Below are 16,341 nucleotides of genomic sequence, written 5' to 3' on the forward strand. Positions count from 1 at the left end.
GAAATCAAGGCTCTACAAACAGAATCGTGACTTGAAGCCATATATAGCGGATGAGGAACTCTAAAATCCAAATAGGTGTCGTAACCTATATACGTAAATTACGAGAGTAAACTAGGAAAGATGTACGGCTTATTCCGTGAGCGTTTAGGACGTAGTACAACGAATCATGGGAGTCAGCTGAACACATAGTATTGAAGAAATTTCTGTAATGGAAATGGAGAGAAGAAGTGAACAATTAAATGAATATCTCTCTAATTAAATTTGTCAATTCTAATTCCCGGTATGAAAAGACAGTGACCGGAAAATGTAAATGATGGGAGCTGATCATAAATGTAGGACGGTACTGATAGAACGAATTGTAAAATGAGAATATGAGTGAGTTTAATGCTCTAGTTAAAGCCTAGTTTGCACACTGTATGCTGAACGGTACATGCAGTGGTGTGAGAGGGGCTAGAGATTAGTCCCTACTTGATTTGTGATAACTTCTTCAAATTTCTTCTGCTATACTTTTCTCAACTTTTAAAAATCAAACTAAGAATTTTACCTGGGGGTTTGGGGGCGGAGCCACCAAGTTATCTTATCGTTGGCTGTCAAAACTGGAAGGTTTTTGTCGGTTGGCGATATGATTTTTGGGATATTGTGGACACAATATCTGAGCTCGCAAAGACCGAACAAGAAGCAAGTGAGGTCTTTAGGAAGCGTACTGACAATGTGAGGTAGACTTACACTGTCAGACAAGTAGAATGTTGAAGGGATATCAGAATGGGACAAGAAATTAAGTCAATCCGAAAGCAATTTAGAATTACGAGACAAGAAGAAAAACAGATAAAAGAAATGATGAGGGAACAAAAAGTGGATAGTTTCTCAGAATTTCTTCGTCAAAATTTATTGAAAAAGAATTATCAGGATAGAATTTTTGAAAGTTGGTTCTCCCTTTGGCAGTCTCAAAAGTTTGAACAGATAAGTCGAGATGTGTATGAAGTTCTGGTTGTCGCAAGAGAAAATCATCAAGTGACTCAAGAGTACGTCTCAATCTTATTGACTTGCGTTCAAGAATTGATTGCAGAAGTGAATCAAGTGCAGCCACTCAGTCGTGAGTTCCGTGAAAAATATATTGGTTAGGAGGATGTAATGGTTTATCGCTATCGTACCAATCTCAAAAAAGTATTTCTAACTGATCCAGAATTACACCAATTGAATGAACGGATTGCTAAGAGCAATTGTCAAAATTTCTCAGTCTATGCCAGAAAAGTTTTGCTTAACCCCAATATGTCATTTGTCACGATTAACACTGATACTTATGACCAGTTAGTTTTTGAATTGAGACGGATTGGAAATAACATCAATCAAATTGCGCGTGCGATTAACCAAAGCCATTTGATTTCTCAGGACCAATTACAAGAATTGAGTAAAGGAGTCGGAGAGTTAATTAAGGAAGTTGACAAAGAATTTCAAGTGGAGGTGAAAAGACTGAAGGAGTTTCATGGTAGTTACTAAACACTTTGCGACTCACGGGAAAAAATATCGTAGGCGTTTAATTAAGTATATTCTCAACCCTGATAAAACGGACAATTTGAAATTGGTATCTGATTTTGGCATGAGCAATTACTTGGACTTCCCTAGTCATGCAGAAATGGTAGAGATGTACAATGTCAACTTCAGCAATAATGACAAGTTGTACGAATCCAGAAACGACCGACAAGAAAAACACCAACAAACTATTCATGCTCATCACCTCATTCAATCATTTTCTCCTGAAGATAATCTAACACCTGAAGAAATTAACCGCATTGGTTATGAGACCATGAAGGAATTGACAGGAGGTCGTTTTAAGTTTATCGTAGCAACTCACACAGACAAAGATCATGTTCATAATCACATCTTAATCAATGCTATTGACCGCAATTCAGATAAAAAGTTGATATGGAACTATGCCTTGGAACGAAACCTCCGTATGATTTCAGACCGTATTTCTAAAGTGGCTGGTGCAAAAATTATTGAGAAACGTTATTCCTATCGAGGTTATAAAAAATATAGGGAATCTAGTCATAAGTTTGAATTGAAACAACGTCTTTATTTTTTGCTGCAGCAATCTAAATCGTTTGATGATTTTTTAGAGAAAGCAAAGCAGTTGCATGTTCAGATTGATTTTATTCAAAAGCATAGCCGTTTTTTGATGACAGATAGAACGATGGTAAAACCAATTCGAGGTCGCCAACTTAGTAAACGAGATTTATATGATGAAGAATTTTTTAGAATGTATTTTGCTAAGCAAGAGATTGAAAGTCGTTTAGAATTTTTGTTGAACCGTGTCAATTCTTTAGAAGATTTAATAACAAAAGCAAAAGAATTGAATCTAACCATTGACTTAAAACAAAAAAATGTAACTTTTATTCTGGAAGAAGATAATCAAAAGATAAGTTTGGATCATCAAAAAATAAGTGATAAGAAATTATATGATGTCAAATTTTTTCAAGATTATTTTAAAAATAAGGAAGTCATTGCTTCAGAAGGATTAGAGAATTTACAGGAACAGTACCATGCTTTCCAAGAAGAACGAGATAAGGATAAAGTATCCACTGAAGAGATTGAGGAAGCCTTTGAGACATTTAAGGAAAAACGAGATGCCATTCACGAATTTGAAGTGGAACTTGCAGAACATCAAATTGAGAAGCTAGTTGATGAGGGCGTCTATATCAAGGTGGCTTTCGGTGTCAAACAGAGCGGTCTTATTTTCATTCCTAATTATCAGCTAGATATTATTGAAGAAGACAATCAGAAAAAATATAAAGTCTATATCCGAGAGACAACCTCATATTTTGTCTATAACAAAGAACATTCGGATAAGAATCAGTATATTAAAGGGCGAACCTTGATTAGACAGTTAACCAACGATAGTCGAGTAATACCATACAGAAGACCGACTGTTGATAGACTTCAAGAAAAGATTTCTGAGATTAATCTCTTGATTGAGTTGACAGAGACAGACAAAAAATACCAGGACATCAAAGACGAACTGGTTGCAGAAATAGCAGAGCTAGACATCAAACTGACTCAAACAAATGAAAAAATCGCCACCTTAAACAAGATGGCAGAAGTGCTTATCAATTTGAAGAGTGAAGATCCAAATAGTCGAAAACTAGCAAGGTATGACTTTTCAAAACTAAATTTAACAGAATCAATTACACTAGAGCAAGTGACTGAAGAAATAAGAGTATTACAAGAGGAGCTAGGTCATTATCTTTATGAGTATGAAAGACTGATTATAATATTGGAAGAATTTGTAAAAATGTTAAATATTACTACTAATAATCCTAATCCAAAATTTCAAGAGAATATTTTGATGGGCTAATCTCTATAATTGACATAGTGGTATAAAATATTTGATAACTAAAGACTAGACTGGTATACAAATAGTGACAAGAGCACCGTTCTCAAAATTACTCAAATTTACTTCTCCGCCATGAATTTTCGCTACCCGATTAACAAATGCTAATCCAATTCCGAAATGACTTCCTTGCTCTGAATTTGTTGCCTGTTTGTCTTGAAAGTATAGTAACCCATATTTCTCGAGTATATTCTCCGAAAATGAAGAATTGCTATTCCATATGGAAATATAAAATTTATTATCTATTAACTTATAGTCTACTCTTATTAATGGAGAATTACTTTTGGAATGGTCAATTGCATTATTAATAATATTTAGGATTGCTCGTAGGAATAGGTTTAAATTAAGTGTTAAATTAATAGTGATTGGTAGATTATTGGAAAATTGGATTTTAGCCTTTTTATCAGTAATTAACTTAATTTCTTGTTCAAATAATTCAAGTAAGTAATCCGAAGAGAAACTCTCCCAATTAGAACTATCATTATAGAATGTTTTAGAGTAATTAATTAGCTGATTAAAGTATCTATTAAGTTGTTGGCTAGCAATTTCGATATCTCCTAAACATTGACCAATATTTCCAGTAATATCCATAGATTGTAAAAATTGAGCATTTCCTTGAATAATTGTTAAAGGTGTCTTCAAATCATGTGCTGCAGCTGAGACTTGAAACATCAATTCCTTTTTTTGCTGTTTTTCAGATTGAATCATTTTTTTAATCGTTGACTGCATTTCCTGAATTTTTTGTCTTGTTTCAATCAGTTCAATCAAAGTTAATTTAGCTGGGGCTTGTTCATTTATATCAACCAATAGACTTTGATTATAAACAATATTTGTTTCTTGCTTTATCTTTTCTAGAAGGTTGCTAATATTTTTAGCAATAATAGAAAATAAAATTAGACTAATATAAATCCAAGAAATCGTGCTGAAATAGATAGTAAATGCACCTGCATTTTTTTCAGTAATATTAGTAAAAGCAGTAAATAACAATGGTAGCAAATAAAATAGAAAAAGACTAATAAGAAATTGTCTTAAAATCTTAAAATATGTTTGTTTAATTAGTTGGTTAAAAGTCAGAGCGTTATCCACTGATAACCACCTCCCCAGATTGTTTTAATTGGATTAATTTCATAAGGTTTTAATTTTTGCCTGATTTGGTATACATACTCTGTAATAGACCTTCCCAGTGTTTCAGAATCATGAGGGTAAAGATAATCAAAGAGTTCGTCATTTGAAAATATTCTATTTGGATTGCTGGAAAGCAACAAAATTAATTGGAATTCTCTTTTTGTAGTTGGAATATGTATATCCGAAATTCTAAGTTCTTCTTTAGTTTTATCAATTGCCAGAGGTCCAAATTGTAGAATCTCACTAGAATGATTATTGCGCACTTCTCGACGGATATGCATCTGTACTCTAGCTACTAGTTCAGGTATGCTAAATGGTTTTGTAATATAGTCATCTGCACCGGACTGTATACCATATACAATATCCTCTTCTAAATTTTTGGCTGTTAAAAATATGATTGGAACAGAAATAAATTCTCGGATATACTTACAGATTTCAATTCCATCGTGGGGCATCATAATATCTAAAATAATTAAATCATAGCCGATAAAATGACAGATATCAATTTCTGGAATAGCAGTCCGCGTATCGACGACAAAGTTTTTATTCTCTAGAACATTTTGAATAAGTCTTAAAATGGCAATATCATCATCTATGACTAGGACTTTATATTTCATAATTGTCTCTCCTTTTAAAATATATTCTAATTATACCATGTTTACCCTCAAGTAATGATATAGAATAATAATAATCTAAATAATAAAGACTTCTTATGGAAATTATAGTAGATTAAAATAAGATATGAACAAATCTATTAAGAAAGTCAAATTCATTTCTAGAAATGTTTTAGCAGTTGCGGCGTACTATTCTAACTTCAATCTACTATAGTATATGACAATACGATAATCTGGAATCAAAAAAATTACCTAGAAATCAGAAATTCTGATATTTTTCTGATATTTGTTTTGTAGAATATGAAATGTAGATGATAAGTTATCATCTACCCTAATAGTAACTATTAGGGATTAGGAATTATTCTATAGCATGTTTTTCTGAGAGTAGTTCAAAACTCCAAATCAGTAATATATGTGGTAAGTTAAATCAATTTGCTCAGGATTTAGCAGGTAAACATAGTTGTTACTCGATTGAAATTGCTATAGGGTAATATGAATAATAGGAAGGAGAATGTTATGTACCAAAAACCAACTATTACAAAAATCGGTAGCTATCGAACTTTGACAAATGGTGCAGGCACTGCACGTGAACGTGATTTACTTGGCTTTCGTGCGTTGATTGTTATTCACTGGCCATGGTTGTAATCGAAAAATATAGATAATGAGCGGAGGGTGAGCAACTCCGCTTATTGTTTATATCATTGGTATAAAACATAAATCGTTATGAAAGTTAATATTATTGTAGAAAAAAATCAAGTTATTACTGCTGATATGTTGGTAGACGAACTGATTAATTTAAATAAAGTTAATGTATATACTGCTGATAATTTATTAATGGTAGTTAAACATCACAATGATTCTGAGGAAATTAGTAATTTTTTAGCAAGAGAAGATTTGAACTTTGAAATGATTGAGAATAATCTCAGTAAATTAAAAAAACATACATCTTTTATAGCAGTTACAAAAGAGAATCACCTTATAGCCAGTGGGGACTTTAATAATTGTAATCCAATATATTATCTAGAAAGAAATGATGAATTATTTGTTTCATTCCATCCTGAATTAATTTCTAATCTTACAAAGCAAAAATTAAATAAAACTTATTTTGCCTTACGTATCGTAAACTTTGAGACTATATATCCATTTAGTGAGTTAACACCATGGGAGAATATAAAACTTCTAAATAGTCGAAAAATGCTTGTAGTTTTAAAAGGTCAGATTAGTCAGGTATTTCCTTTTAGAAGTAACGGTGGTAATAAAAGGATCTCTGAAGTAGCAGTAGAATTACGTCAAAATGTAAAGGATGTATTACAGAAAAATTTGGGAAAACAAATCAGAATAAGTGCAGATTTATCAGGCGGCTTAGATTCTACTTCTCTTTGCTATTTTTGTAAGGATTTAGGAGTAGAGTTGAATACAATTTTTCTATCTCCAGAGGATGGCGCTGATAGTGATGCTATATGGTCAGAACGAGCAAGTAAGGAGATTTCGGCAGAGCATACGGTTTTACCGTATAGTAGCACAATTACTCTAAACTCTTTAAATCCTTTAGATATATATAAAGCACTCCCATTTGGTCCGTCAGAATCGTTTCGCTATATAAGTCTAGCTAGGAAAATTATAGAAATTGGGCTAAAAAACGATATTGGTATGCATATAAATGGTCATGGTGGTGATGAGCTATTTGGTCCCCTATCTACTATGGCTTGGTCCTTGTATCATTCTAATTACCCGAATCGCATAAAAAATTTATATGGATTTGCAAGATTAAATAAGTTCAATCTTTTTAAATTTTTTAAGTCATTGGTTGATAATGAAAGTTTATCTGATAATTTGAGATGTTTAGAATGTCGAGAAATCGAACAGATTGATTTTGATATAAAGTATAGTTCTCAATGGGTTCCAAAACCATCAGTTGCAAATTTTGTAACCCAAACAGCAAGAGATCTAATTACAAGTTGTGCAAGTTCATATGCTGAACAAAATATTGAACCATATTCGGATGATAAATCTATTCATAGAATTCTTGAAGAAGTTGAAGCTCATAGTCTTTTACAGAGAGATTTGAATGCAATGGTGCCGAATGATAAGTCATTTAGATTTCTTAGCCCGTATACAGCATATGACATCGTGGAGTCAGCATTACAATATAATATAGATGAAAGATTTAATGCAAAAGTAACTAAACCTATGTTGGCTGAGATAAGATCAGAATCTATGTCACTTGAATACTTTAAGCGAAGAGATAAAGGGGAGTATACCAAATCAACCTTTACGGAATACAATAATCGTAAGAATATGTTACAAAAAATCTTTTCTGAAGAATGTTTGATTTATAAGTTAGGGTTGGTAGACAAGAGAAAGTTATTACAATCGCTAAATAAATTTAGTGCTGATGGAGAACAGTTAGAAAACATTATGAGGATTCAAATCATTGAATACTGGCTGAGAGGTTATTGTGAAAGTGGTGGTATATATGAAATATAAGTTATCGTCAAATCTTAATATTAGTAAGACAGATGATGGTGGTAGTATAGTTTTAAATTCTAATGATGGACAGTATTACCATCTTGATCAATTAACTACGAATTTTTTAGGTCTGTTAATTGAAGGTGTTTCATTTGAAGAATTTTGTAAAAATATTTCTATCAGTTACTCCGTTAAATTATCGCAAGTTATGGAAGATTATAAAGAGATATTAGAGAAACTTCAGAAATTACAGATTTTGGAGGTGGCTAAATGAGCTCGCCAGTTAGAATGGAAAAGAGAACGAAATTATCATTTAAAAATAAAATTACAGCATTTTTTTGTGCCAATGTATCGTTTTTTTTAATTAGATTACCTCCTAAGAAACTATCTAAAATTATTGAGAAATTAAGTAAAAGGACTCAAAGTGCTACTCCAGCGGAAGTAGAACAATGGCGCACATATATAAATTCAATTAATGTTAGATGTGCAGGGAATGGTTGTCTACAAAGATCCGTAGCAGTTATGCTGTGGGGAATAATAGCTAGGCGAACTCCTGATTGGATTTCGGGATTTCAGGTATCACCATTTATAGCCCATGCATGGGTTGAAATCGATGGGAAACCCATTGGTGAAGAAATCGATTTATCTAAATTTCAAAAAATTATATTTGTAAAAGGTGGAAAAGATAAATGATACAAATTGAGAAAATTAGCAAAGGTTTTAGCAGTAAGAGTGTTCTTTCAGAAGTTTCGTTTACAGCAAAAAAGGGAGAAATAACGGCATTAATTGGGCCAAATGGGTCTGGTAAATCAACTTTAATAAAAATATTGCTTGGCTTGATTTCGTCAGATGAAGGCAGAGCGACTTTTGATGGAAAAAATTATGAAGAATTGGGGGAATACCCCTTCAGATATGTAGGAGCATTTCTAGATAGTTTTCAACCCAATCCAACAAGGACGGCCTATAATCACTTGAGGTGGATTGCTTTAACTAGTGGTATAGATAAGCAGAGATGTTTAGAATGTTTAAAAATAGTTGGTCTTCAGGATGTTGGCAATAAAAAGATAAAAGACTACTCACTTGGAATGAAGCAAAGGCTGGGGCTGGCTACGGCTATTTTAGCGAATCCTAAAATACTTATTTTGGATGAACCAATTAATGGACTTGATCCAGATGGAATTAGATGGGTTAGAGAGTTTCTAAGAGAATTTGTAAGAGACGATAAAATAGTTTTAATCACAAGCCACTATATGAATGAGTTAGAACTTACGGTTGATAAAATTGTAGGATTATCTAATGGTAAGGTAGTCATTGATGGTAGCAGTAAAGATGTTCTTGAAGAATATGGCTCTTTTGAGGAAGCATATTTTAAGTCTGTTACAAGTTAGATGGGGGTAATGATTTATGAAAAATACTCGTAGTGAACTATACAAAATATTATCATTGCCACTTTTTTGGAGGGGTGTAGCAATTGTGATTGGAATCACTATATTCTTTACCTTTCAAAATATTCAAGTCATTAATGCGATAGCAAATGGTAATACAGAGATTCTTATGCTTGAAGATACGACTAGTCAATTAACGGAGTTTCAAACAGTAAGAGATGCTGTATTGTCTTCCCCTTATCAATCTAGTATTCTATTTTTTCCAATCTTATTTGCACTGATTCTATCTACGGAGTACAAATTTGGTCAGGAATCATTAACTAAATTATTAACACCAAAATGGCAGACGATTTTAACAGGTCAGATTTGTTCTGGAATTATTGTAGCCAGTACGTTGACAGTTGCTCTATCCCTAATAAATAGTGCAATGCTCTATGTGATGTTAGATGAAACATTGCAAAATTATCTTAGCCTAGGTCTTGTTTTAGAAGTGACGTTAAGAATCATTATCTTTGCCATAACATTGACATTGCTTTCAATGTTTTTAGTAAAAATAACAAGAAAGCCTATTCCCTCTGTCATTGTTATTGTAAGTATTCTTATTATAACTTTATCAGGCATATTGAAAGTCGTTTCTCCGACACTTGAAAATTTATTACCCCTAATAGGTGCAAAGTCATTTGTATTTGGAAGAGTAGAAAATAACAATCCTTCGGAAATGTATGGTTTATTATTATTATTATCTCAAGCATCAATAGTAACTATTTTGATGTATATTAAAGGTTGGTATAAAAATCAGAAGGACAAGAAATATGGATGAAATAGTATATGCTCTTATTTATAAAAAATATAGTTTGAATGCAGTGAAAATACAAATTTTAAGTCATTTATTGCTTATTCTATTTACATGTATTCTTAGTTTGATAACATTTGAAATCAATGGAAGTTATATTGTATTATCAATTAATCAAATTTTGGCAATTACATCTTATTTATTTATGATTGGTGGACTGATAAATGGATCTATAGAAGTCGAGAATCCAGAATCTAAAATAGTCTATTTATTAACCGGAAACAAAAAAAGCAGTACACAAAAAATCATTATTGTTGAATTGATAGATTGTGTATTACAAGCAATTCTATCATTCTTAGTTATCGCAATCTTCTTCATTTTTAAAGGAAGTATTAAAGAAGTTAGCGTAATACAGTTTTTTTCTTATCTATTTAGTAGCGTTTTGTGTTTCTTCATTGCATATTATTTAACTTTATTTTTTAAGAGTTCGATGACAGCGATAGCTACTTTGCTACTATTTCCAATATTAGTTATACCCTATATTGAGCGTGTATTTCCTGGAGTATTACCATTCATTTATTATGAAACTATTTCTGAAAGTTTTAAAATATCAGCAGTATCTGATAGTCATATCATATTGTTATTGTGGAATTTGATTTTACTCCTATTAATTTATTTGAAAGTCAAAAAGAGGTTGAAAAATGAATAGTCAAAAACATTCAGAAGTCACGTTCGGGGAATTTTTAACATTACTAAAACCTTATAAAATAGCTATAAGTATTGCTTTGATTATTGCACTGATTTCGTCAACATTATCAATTTTTCAACCAATACTTCTTTCAAAAATTATTGACAATATTAACGATAACATTTTAGGACAAACTGTAATATTTTTCTCCATAATAGTATTGTTATCTGCAATCCTTAACTCAATTAAGCAGTATATATTGGAGAGTATTAGTGAAAATTTAGTGAGTAGTTTACGAATTCAAATTGTAAATCGATCAATAAAATATAAGATTGAAGTATTTGATACTAAAAAGATTGGGGATTTGGCATCAATCTTGAGTGCGGATACAGCCCAGCTAAGGGGGATTTTGAGCCAAGGAATAGTAGAATTAATATCACAAACATTTACAATGATATTTGCATTAATTATGATGTTTTATCTTGATATTCAATTATTTGGTGTATCTTTGTTAGCCGTACTCTCTCTTTTAATTTGTGGCTTATTGCTTGGAAAAAAAACTAGACCGATTGCAAAGGATTTACAAGAAATAGTTGGAGAGTTATCCTCTGAGTTAGAACGAACTTTGCGGGGGATTAGGACTATTCGAGCATTTTTATCAGAAGTTGTTTTTATTGAAAGAATGAGTAGTGTTGTAACTAATGCGACAAAAATTGGTAAAAAAGTAGCTATTTTTAAATCGATTATAAGTGGCTTTTCCAATATAGCACTACAAATAATGCTAATAATAATTATTGGAATTGGTTCAATTAGAGTTGCTACAGGGATTATATCTATTGGAAATCTAAGTGCCTTTATAATGTATGTAATGCTAGTACTGACTCCAGCTGCAATGCTAGGAGGAGTATTGTCATCAATAAATGAAGGGTTAGGAGCTTATTCTAGGATTAAACTTGCATTGGAACTTCCGATAGAAGATGATGTAAATTCTTTAAATGTTCTTGATAAAAAATCGAATCTAGTTTTGCAAATTAAAAATTTAACCTTTAAATATAATGGCAATTCTGACAAAAATATTCTAAACAAGATTAATATTTCAGTTAATGGTCCGGGAGTGACAGCATTAGTTGGACCATCTGGTTCAGGAAAAACAACAATATTTGAACTTATTGAAAGATTTTATGATTCAGATAATGGGTCAATAGAATTGTATGGAAATAATATTTATGATTTGCCAATTAAAGTTCTTCGTTCAAAGATAACCTTTGTGGAACAAAATGCTTCAATCTTTTCTGGAACAGTACTAGAGAATCTACAAATAGCTAATAAGAATGTTTCAAGATTTGACTGCTTGTATGCACTTAATTTAGTTAATCTTTTTCAGGATATTCCTGAGGAAGAAATACTAGATAGGGTAATAGGGGAGTCTGGACTCACTTTGAGTGGTGGTGAACAACAAAGGTTATCGTTAGCTAGGGCTTTAATTTCTCCGAATGACATAATATTATTGGATGAGAGTACATCGAATTTAGATAGTATAAACGAGTCAAAAATACAACAAGTAATTAAAGATTTATCTAGTAAGAAAACTGTTTTAATAATTGCTCATAGATTATCTACTATTCAAAACGCTGATTCAATTTATTTAATAAGAGAAGGAGAAGTGCATGACTTCGGTACTCATCAAGAACTATTATCAAGGAATAAACTCTATAAAGAATTGGTTGAAACTCAGTTTATTAATAAAGGAGCGTGAAAGTCAGCAAATTAATAGAATTAAGCTTTAGACGATTTTTTCAGTAAACCAATTAGGATTTAAGAAAAACTCAAAAATCAATGGGCCTTGATCAACGATAAAAATCAATAGGGTGAATCAATATTTTCGACATATTTTATATATGAAAAAGATAGCAGTACCTAAAATGATATATAAATCAACAATCGGCATTTAAGATAGTAAAAACTATTAAATAGAAAACGAACGGATTAAGAATGTACCTTATTAGAAAATTAATCTTGTTCGTTTTTATGTTTTACACTATTAATCATTAACAATAGTTAATAATATATTTATTTAATTTATAAGTGTGTTTTTAAATATTTTTATGCCAATTTGGCATAAAATACAAGTCTCGTTCAGATCTTAACTATAATTTCCTTAGAAGTGAACGAGTGTATAGGCGCGTCAGAGATTTGATTTACGCAAGAGTATATTGCACAGTACTTGTTCTGGAGTCAATTTCATACTCTAAGATTGAGGGTGCTCAACGAACGCTAGCTATCTATTGACTATTTAATAATGCTCTCTTCCCTCTATAAAGTATACATTAGGGCTGGCAGATTGTCCTTATTACCTGAAAAATAAAAAACAGTCCCTCCTGATTTGTTCATTGATAATTGAATAATCTTAGGTGGGACTTTATTTGTTGAGCAATAGAATGTAATGTGCTAGGAAATGAGCGAGAATCATTTATTCAAAAATAGTATGGTAACCTATCTGCCATGACACAATTAATGATAATGATACTTCTGACCGTTCAGGCCGCCATCGTAAAAAGATAGCGGGTGAAACTCCCATGAGTGATAATACTAATCATTCCCACTGAGAGCAACTTAGAGTAACATGTTATCAGGAGGGAAAGTTCTGGAATAATCAGTAGTAAAATATAGTATGCAATTTTCAATGCTTAAATTTTTATACTCCCGAAATATGCTAACTAATAGTCACATAATCAAAAGGTTGGAATTTATAAGTGTGGACGAAAGTTTTCATACTATGTCCCCTTGGTTTTTCTTTCATCACTTTTGTGAACTCTGTCAGAAAGTCAGACTAAATCTTATTAAGTTACAAGTAATAGCTAGCTTCTATAGAATGATAATGAAAATTCTAGATTGGATTTGCATAATACTGTTATCAGTAGATCTTCTATCCATTGATTTGTTTCACCTGTGTTACAGAATCTCGATTAGTTTTACAAGTAAAAATAGAACGGTTTCTATCCTAACGACGAGCAGCCTAAGCAGTTTTTTCCTTTGTTTAAATAAACCTAAAATTTAGTATTGTTCAGCTTCAGAGAAGTGCTTGTATGATTGATTTGTGAACATTTTCCTATAATTTTGTAATATTTTTGAGACTATAATATATCAGATAAACATGTCTTTTGTGTTTCACTTTATTTTAAAATAATACTAATTTTTGAAAGTCAGTAATATTAAATATTTGATAAAATCTTTGCTCTCAGATGGTTAATAGATATGCTTATGAGAAGTGTTTAATAAATTAATTTTAGTTCAAAATGTCCAATTTGGACACTTTGAATGATTTCTTAGTTTTATATATTATACTTTTCTCAGGAGAAAGCTAGATGTACAGACGTTTGAGAGATTTGAGGGAAGATCACGATTTGACCCAAAAACAAATAGCTAAAATACTTTCGTTTACAAACTCAGCTTATGCTAAAATTGAACGGGGGGAACATATGTTAACTGCAGATGTATTGGTAACTCTCTCAATCTTTTACGATGTTAGTACAGACTACCTATTGGGATTGACAGATTTTCCTGATAAAATTCGCTTTAGAAAATAATCTCCTCAATTTCATAGAGTGTGAAAATGAGGGGATTTTTTATTTGTTCTTTGAAAATTGAATAGTCCAAAATGGTACTTTCCTCATTTGTGGAGCAAATTTGAATGGCTCGCCATGATAAGAGCGATTTAAAACCATCAATAAAATAGAGCGATACTTTATATGCCATGATACAAATGATATACAATGATACTTCTGACCGTTCAGGCTGCCAACGTAAAAGAGCAGTAAGTGAAATTCTTATGATGACTTCATCAGTCATGCCATGGAGGAGATTGATAAAAGATAAAAGGGAAGTGATTTTTTGAAATCAAATTTAAAAAATTATATAGTCGAGCTAGAGATGCTAAATCTATTATTCTTAAAAAAACTTATTAGCGAAAAAGAATATGAAAAAATAAAGCTGAAACTGCGTAAAATATACACAAATTAGCTGACCTTTTTTATTGGTTGCGGTAAAATAAATGCAGAGAAATAGGAGGTTAAGCCATGTCAAATAACGTTGAAATTATAAAAGCAAATCCTTTAGTAACTAGAAGAAATGATAATAGTGGTTCTTTATCGAGGAGAGTAGCAGCATATTGTCGTGTTAGTTCCGATAGTGATGATCAAAAAAATAGCTATGATTCTCAAGTTCGTCATTATAGAGAGTATATATCACAGCACCCAGATTGGATTTTGGTTGACATTTATGCTGATGAAGGGATTTCAGGAACTCAAGTTGGAAAAAGACAAGATTTTCAAAGATTGATTTCAGATTGCCTTGATGGAAAAATAGACTATATCATTACCAAAGCCATTGCTCGCTTTGCTAGAAATACATTAGATACTCTCAAATATGTTCGTTTGCTCAAAGATAAACAAATTGGTGTATTTTTCGAAGAAGAAAATATTGATACTTTAACTATGGATGGTGAGTTACTATTGACGATATTAAGTTCAGTGGCTCAACAGGAAGTTGAAAATACATCTGCCCATGTTAAAAAGGGTTTAAAAATGAAGATGCAACGTGGAGAACTTATTGGTTTTCAAGGTTGTCTTGGTTATGACTATAATCAAGATACAAAGTCGATATCAATAAATGAAAAAGAAGCCAAGATAGTACGTTATATTTTTGAACGATACATTGATGGTATTGGGGGTAGGGCAATAGCTAGAGAACTTGATGAACTAGGTTATAAAACTCCGAGAGGTCTTGATCACTGGCAAGATACAACAGTTTTAGGAATTATTAAAAACGAGAAGTATAAAGGTGATATTCTAATGGGAAAAACTTTCACTGTTGATCCCATTAGTAAGAGACGTTTAATAAATTTCGGTGAAGAAGATAAATACTACATTAAAAATAATCATGATGCAATAATTAGTCCAGAAATTTTTACACAGGCGCAAGAAATTCGATTACGGAGATCAGGAAACAAAAAAACCATAGCAAATACAAAAGGTAAACGAGAAAGATATTCAAGAATGTACCCTTTTAGCAGTAGATTGGAATGTGGTTTTTGTGGTACTGTTCTGTCTAGAAGAAGTTGGCACTCTAGTTCAGAGTACAAAAAGATTATTTGGCACTGTACAACATCTATAAAGAGAGGTAAAAAGCATTGCACTCATAGTAAAGGCATAGAGGAAAAAGCAATAGAAAATGCTTTTTTACAGAGCTACCAACAGTTGTTTTATGAAAATAATAACCTAACTGAAGACTTTCTTGAAATTATAAAAGAAGAGCTTACTGATGATACCTTAAAAGTAGAGTTGAATAAGATAGTTAGTAAATTAAATTCGTTGTACAAAAAAGAAGAAAAATTAGTTTCAATGAATCTAGATGGAAAAATAAGTGATTCTGTATATGAAGATAAATTCAATCAAATACAAATTGAGAAAGAAAAACTTTTAGAAGAAAAAGTAAACTTAGAAGTAACTTTAAAATCAGAAGTTGATATAAAAAGTAGATTAGAGAATTTTAAAGAAATTTTAACTTCACAAAAGACTTTGACGGAGTTTGACAAGGACATTTTTGAAAGTATCGTTGAAAAAATAATAGTAGGCGGAATAAATTCTGATGGAGAAATTGATCCAGCAATGTTGACTATAATTTTTAAAACGGGAGATTCTTCGACTAAAGATGCAAAATCTTACAAATCTAAAAGAAAGAATGCTAAAATAGAAAATGATAAATTGTGTTTTAATGCCGTAACCGATGACGAAAAAAAGTGTACAAATAAAGAAAACAGCGCACGTGGAGTGTGTTGCTCTGCTCGTAAAAACCTAGAAACCTTTGAATGAAAGGATTTT

The 16,341-nt window shown here is 31.6% G+C and carries 15 protein-coding genes; 13 read left to right on the forward strand and 2 right to left on the reverse strand.

The window, feature by feature from the left end; translation table 11 throughout:
• The first annotated feature begins 762 nt into the window (after positions 1-762).
• From O3599_RS04350 to O3599_RS04360, 3 genes are read left to right on the forward strand one after another with little or no spacing between them, the layout of a single operon-like run.
• Complete coding sequence (locus O3599_RS04350; RefSeq protein WP_371512114.1) at positions 763-1,122, forward strand: SAG1252 family conjugative relaxosome accessory protein; 360 nt, start codon at positions 763-765, stop codon at positions 1,120-1,122.
• Positions 1,123-1,131: 9 nt separating this feature from the next.
• Positions 1,132-1,497: a plasmid mobilization relaxosome protein MobC gene (gene mobC, locus O3599_RS04355; RefSeq protein WP_000263039.1), complete on the forward strand. Its 366-nt coding sequence runs from the start codon at positions 1,132-1,134 to the stop codon at positions 1,495-1,497.
• Positions 1,484-3,352 carry an SAG1250 family conjugative relaxase gene (locus O3599_RS04360; RefSeq protein ID WP_371512117.1) on the forward strand — a complete coding sequence of 623 codons (1,869 nt, stop codon included), beginning with the start codon at positions 1,484-1,486 and terminating at the stop codon, positions 3,350-3,352. The genes mobC and O3599_RS04360 overlap by 14 nt, the downstream gene beginning before the upstream one ends.
• A 45-nt stretch (positions 3,353-3,397) precedes the next feature.
• Here O3599_RS04360 and O3599_RS04365 read toward each other — a convergent pair whose 3' ends face one another.
• A complete protein-coding gene (locus tag O3599_RS04365) occupies positions 3,398-4,474 on the reverse strand; it encodes a sensor histidine kinase KdpD (protein WP_049544690.1) in 1,077 nt (358 codons plus the stop codon).
• Positions 4,459-5,130, reverse strand: coding sequence for a response regulator transcription factor (locus O3599_RS04370; protein WP_049544692.1), 672 nt, complete (start codon positions 5,128-5,130; stop codon positions 4,459-4,461). The genes O3599_RS04365 and O3599_RS04370 overlap by 16 nt, the downstream gene beginning before the upstream one ends.
• A gap of 489 nt (positions 5,131-5,619) precedes the next feature.
• On the opposite strand from O3599_RS04370, the gene O3599_RS04375 reads away from it, so the two are divergent.
• From O3599_RS04375 to O3599_RS04420, 10 genes are all read left to right on the forward strand, one after another.
• Positions 5,620-5,772, forward strand: a complete 153-nt coding sequence (locus tag O3599_RS04375) for a lasso RiPP family leader peptide-containing protein (protein WP_142358205.1) — start codon at positions 5,620-5,622, stop codon at positions 5,770-5,772.
• A gap of 78 nt (positions 5,773-5,850) precedes the next feature.
• Positions 5,851-7,614, forward strand: a complete 1,764-nt coding sequence (locus O3599_RS04380; protein ID WP_371512120.1) for an asparagine synthase-related protein — start codon at positions 5,851-5,853, stop codon at positions 7,612-7,614.
• Positions 7,604-7,870: a PqqD family protein gene (locus O3599_RS04385; RefSeq protein ID WP_138027081.1), complete on the forward strand. Its 267-nt coding sequence runs from the start codon at positions 7,604-7,606 to the stop codon at positions 7,868-7,870. The genes O3599_RS04380 and O3599_RS04385 overlap by 11 nt, the downstream gene beginning before the upstream one ends.
• The gene (locus O3599_RS04390) at positions 7,867-8,289 is read left to right on the forward strand and encodes a lasso peptide biosynthesis B2 protein (RefSeq protein ID WP_049544695.1); all 423 of its coding nucleotides are present in this window, start codon (positions 7,867-7,869) and stop codon (positions 8,287-8,289) included. The genes O3599_RS04385 and O3599_RS04390 overlap by 4 nt, the downstream gene beginning before the upstream one ends.
• Positions 8,286-8,984: an ABC transporter ATP-binding protein gene (locus tag O3599_RS04395; protein WP_049544696.1), complete on the forward strand. Its 699-nt coding sequence runs from the start codon at positions 8,286-8,288 to the stop codon at positions 8,982-8,984. The genes O3599_RS04390 and O3599_RS04395 overlap by 4 nt, the downstream gene beginning before the upstream one ends.
• A gap of 16 nt (positions 8,985-9,000) precedes the next feature.
• Positions 9,001-9,801 carry a hypothetical protein gene (locus tag O3599_RS04400; RefSeq protein ID WP_049544698.1) on the forward strand — a complete coding sequence of 267 codons (801 nt, stop codon included), beginning with the start codon at positions 9,001-9,003 and terminating at the stop codon, positions 9,799-9,801.
• Positions 9,794-10,483 (forward strand): hypothetical protein, encoded by a 690-nt coding sequence (locus tag O3599_RS04405; RefSeq protein ID WP_083978020.1) that lies wholly within the window; start codon positions 9,794-9,796, stop codon positions 10,481-10,483. Before O3599_RS04400 ends, O3599_RS04405 begins: the two co-directional genes overlap by 8 nt.
• Positions 10,476-12,218, forward strand: coding sequence for an ABC transporter ATP-binding protein (locus tag O3599_RS04410; protein WP_138027084.1), 1,743 nt, complete (start codon positions 10,476-10,478; stop codon positions 12,216-12,218). The genes O3599_RS04405 and O3599_RS04410 overlap by 8 nt, the downstream gene beginning before the upstream one ends.
• A gap of 1,609 nt (positions 12,219-13,827) precedes the next feature.
• Positions 13,828-14,049: a helix-turn-helix domain-containing protein gene (locus tag O3599_RS04415; RefSeq protein ID WP_371512122.1), complete on the forward strand. Its 222-nt coding sequence runs from the start codon at positions 13,828-13,830 to the stop codon at positions 14,047-14,049.
• A gap of 489 nt (positions 14,050-14,538) precedes the next feature.
• Complete coding sequence (locus O3599_RS04420) at positions 14,539-16,332, forward strand: recombinase family protein (protein WP_084925509.1); 1,794 nt, start codon at positions 14,539-14,541, stop codon at positions 16,330-16,332.
• Positions 16,333-16,341 lie beyond the last annotated feature (9 nt).

The sequence above is a fragment of the Streptococcus sp. 27098_8_103 genome (genome assembly GCF_041432345.1).
Taxonomy (GTDB): Bacteria; Bacillota; Bacilli; order Lactobacillales; family Streptococcaceae; genus Streptococcus; species Streptococcus mitis_BV.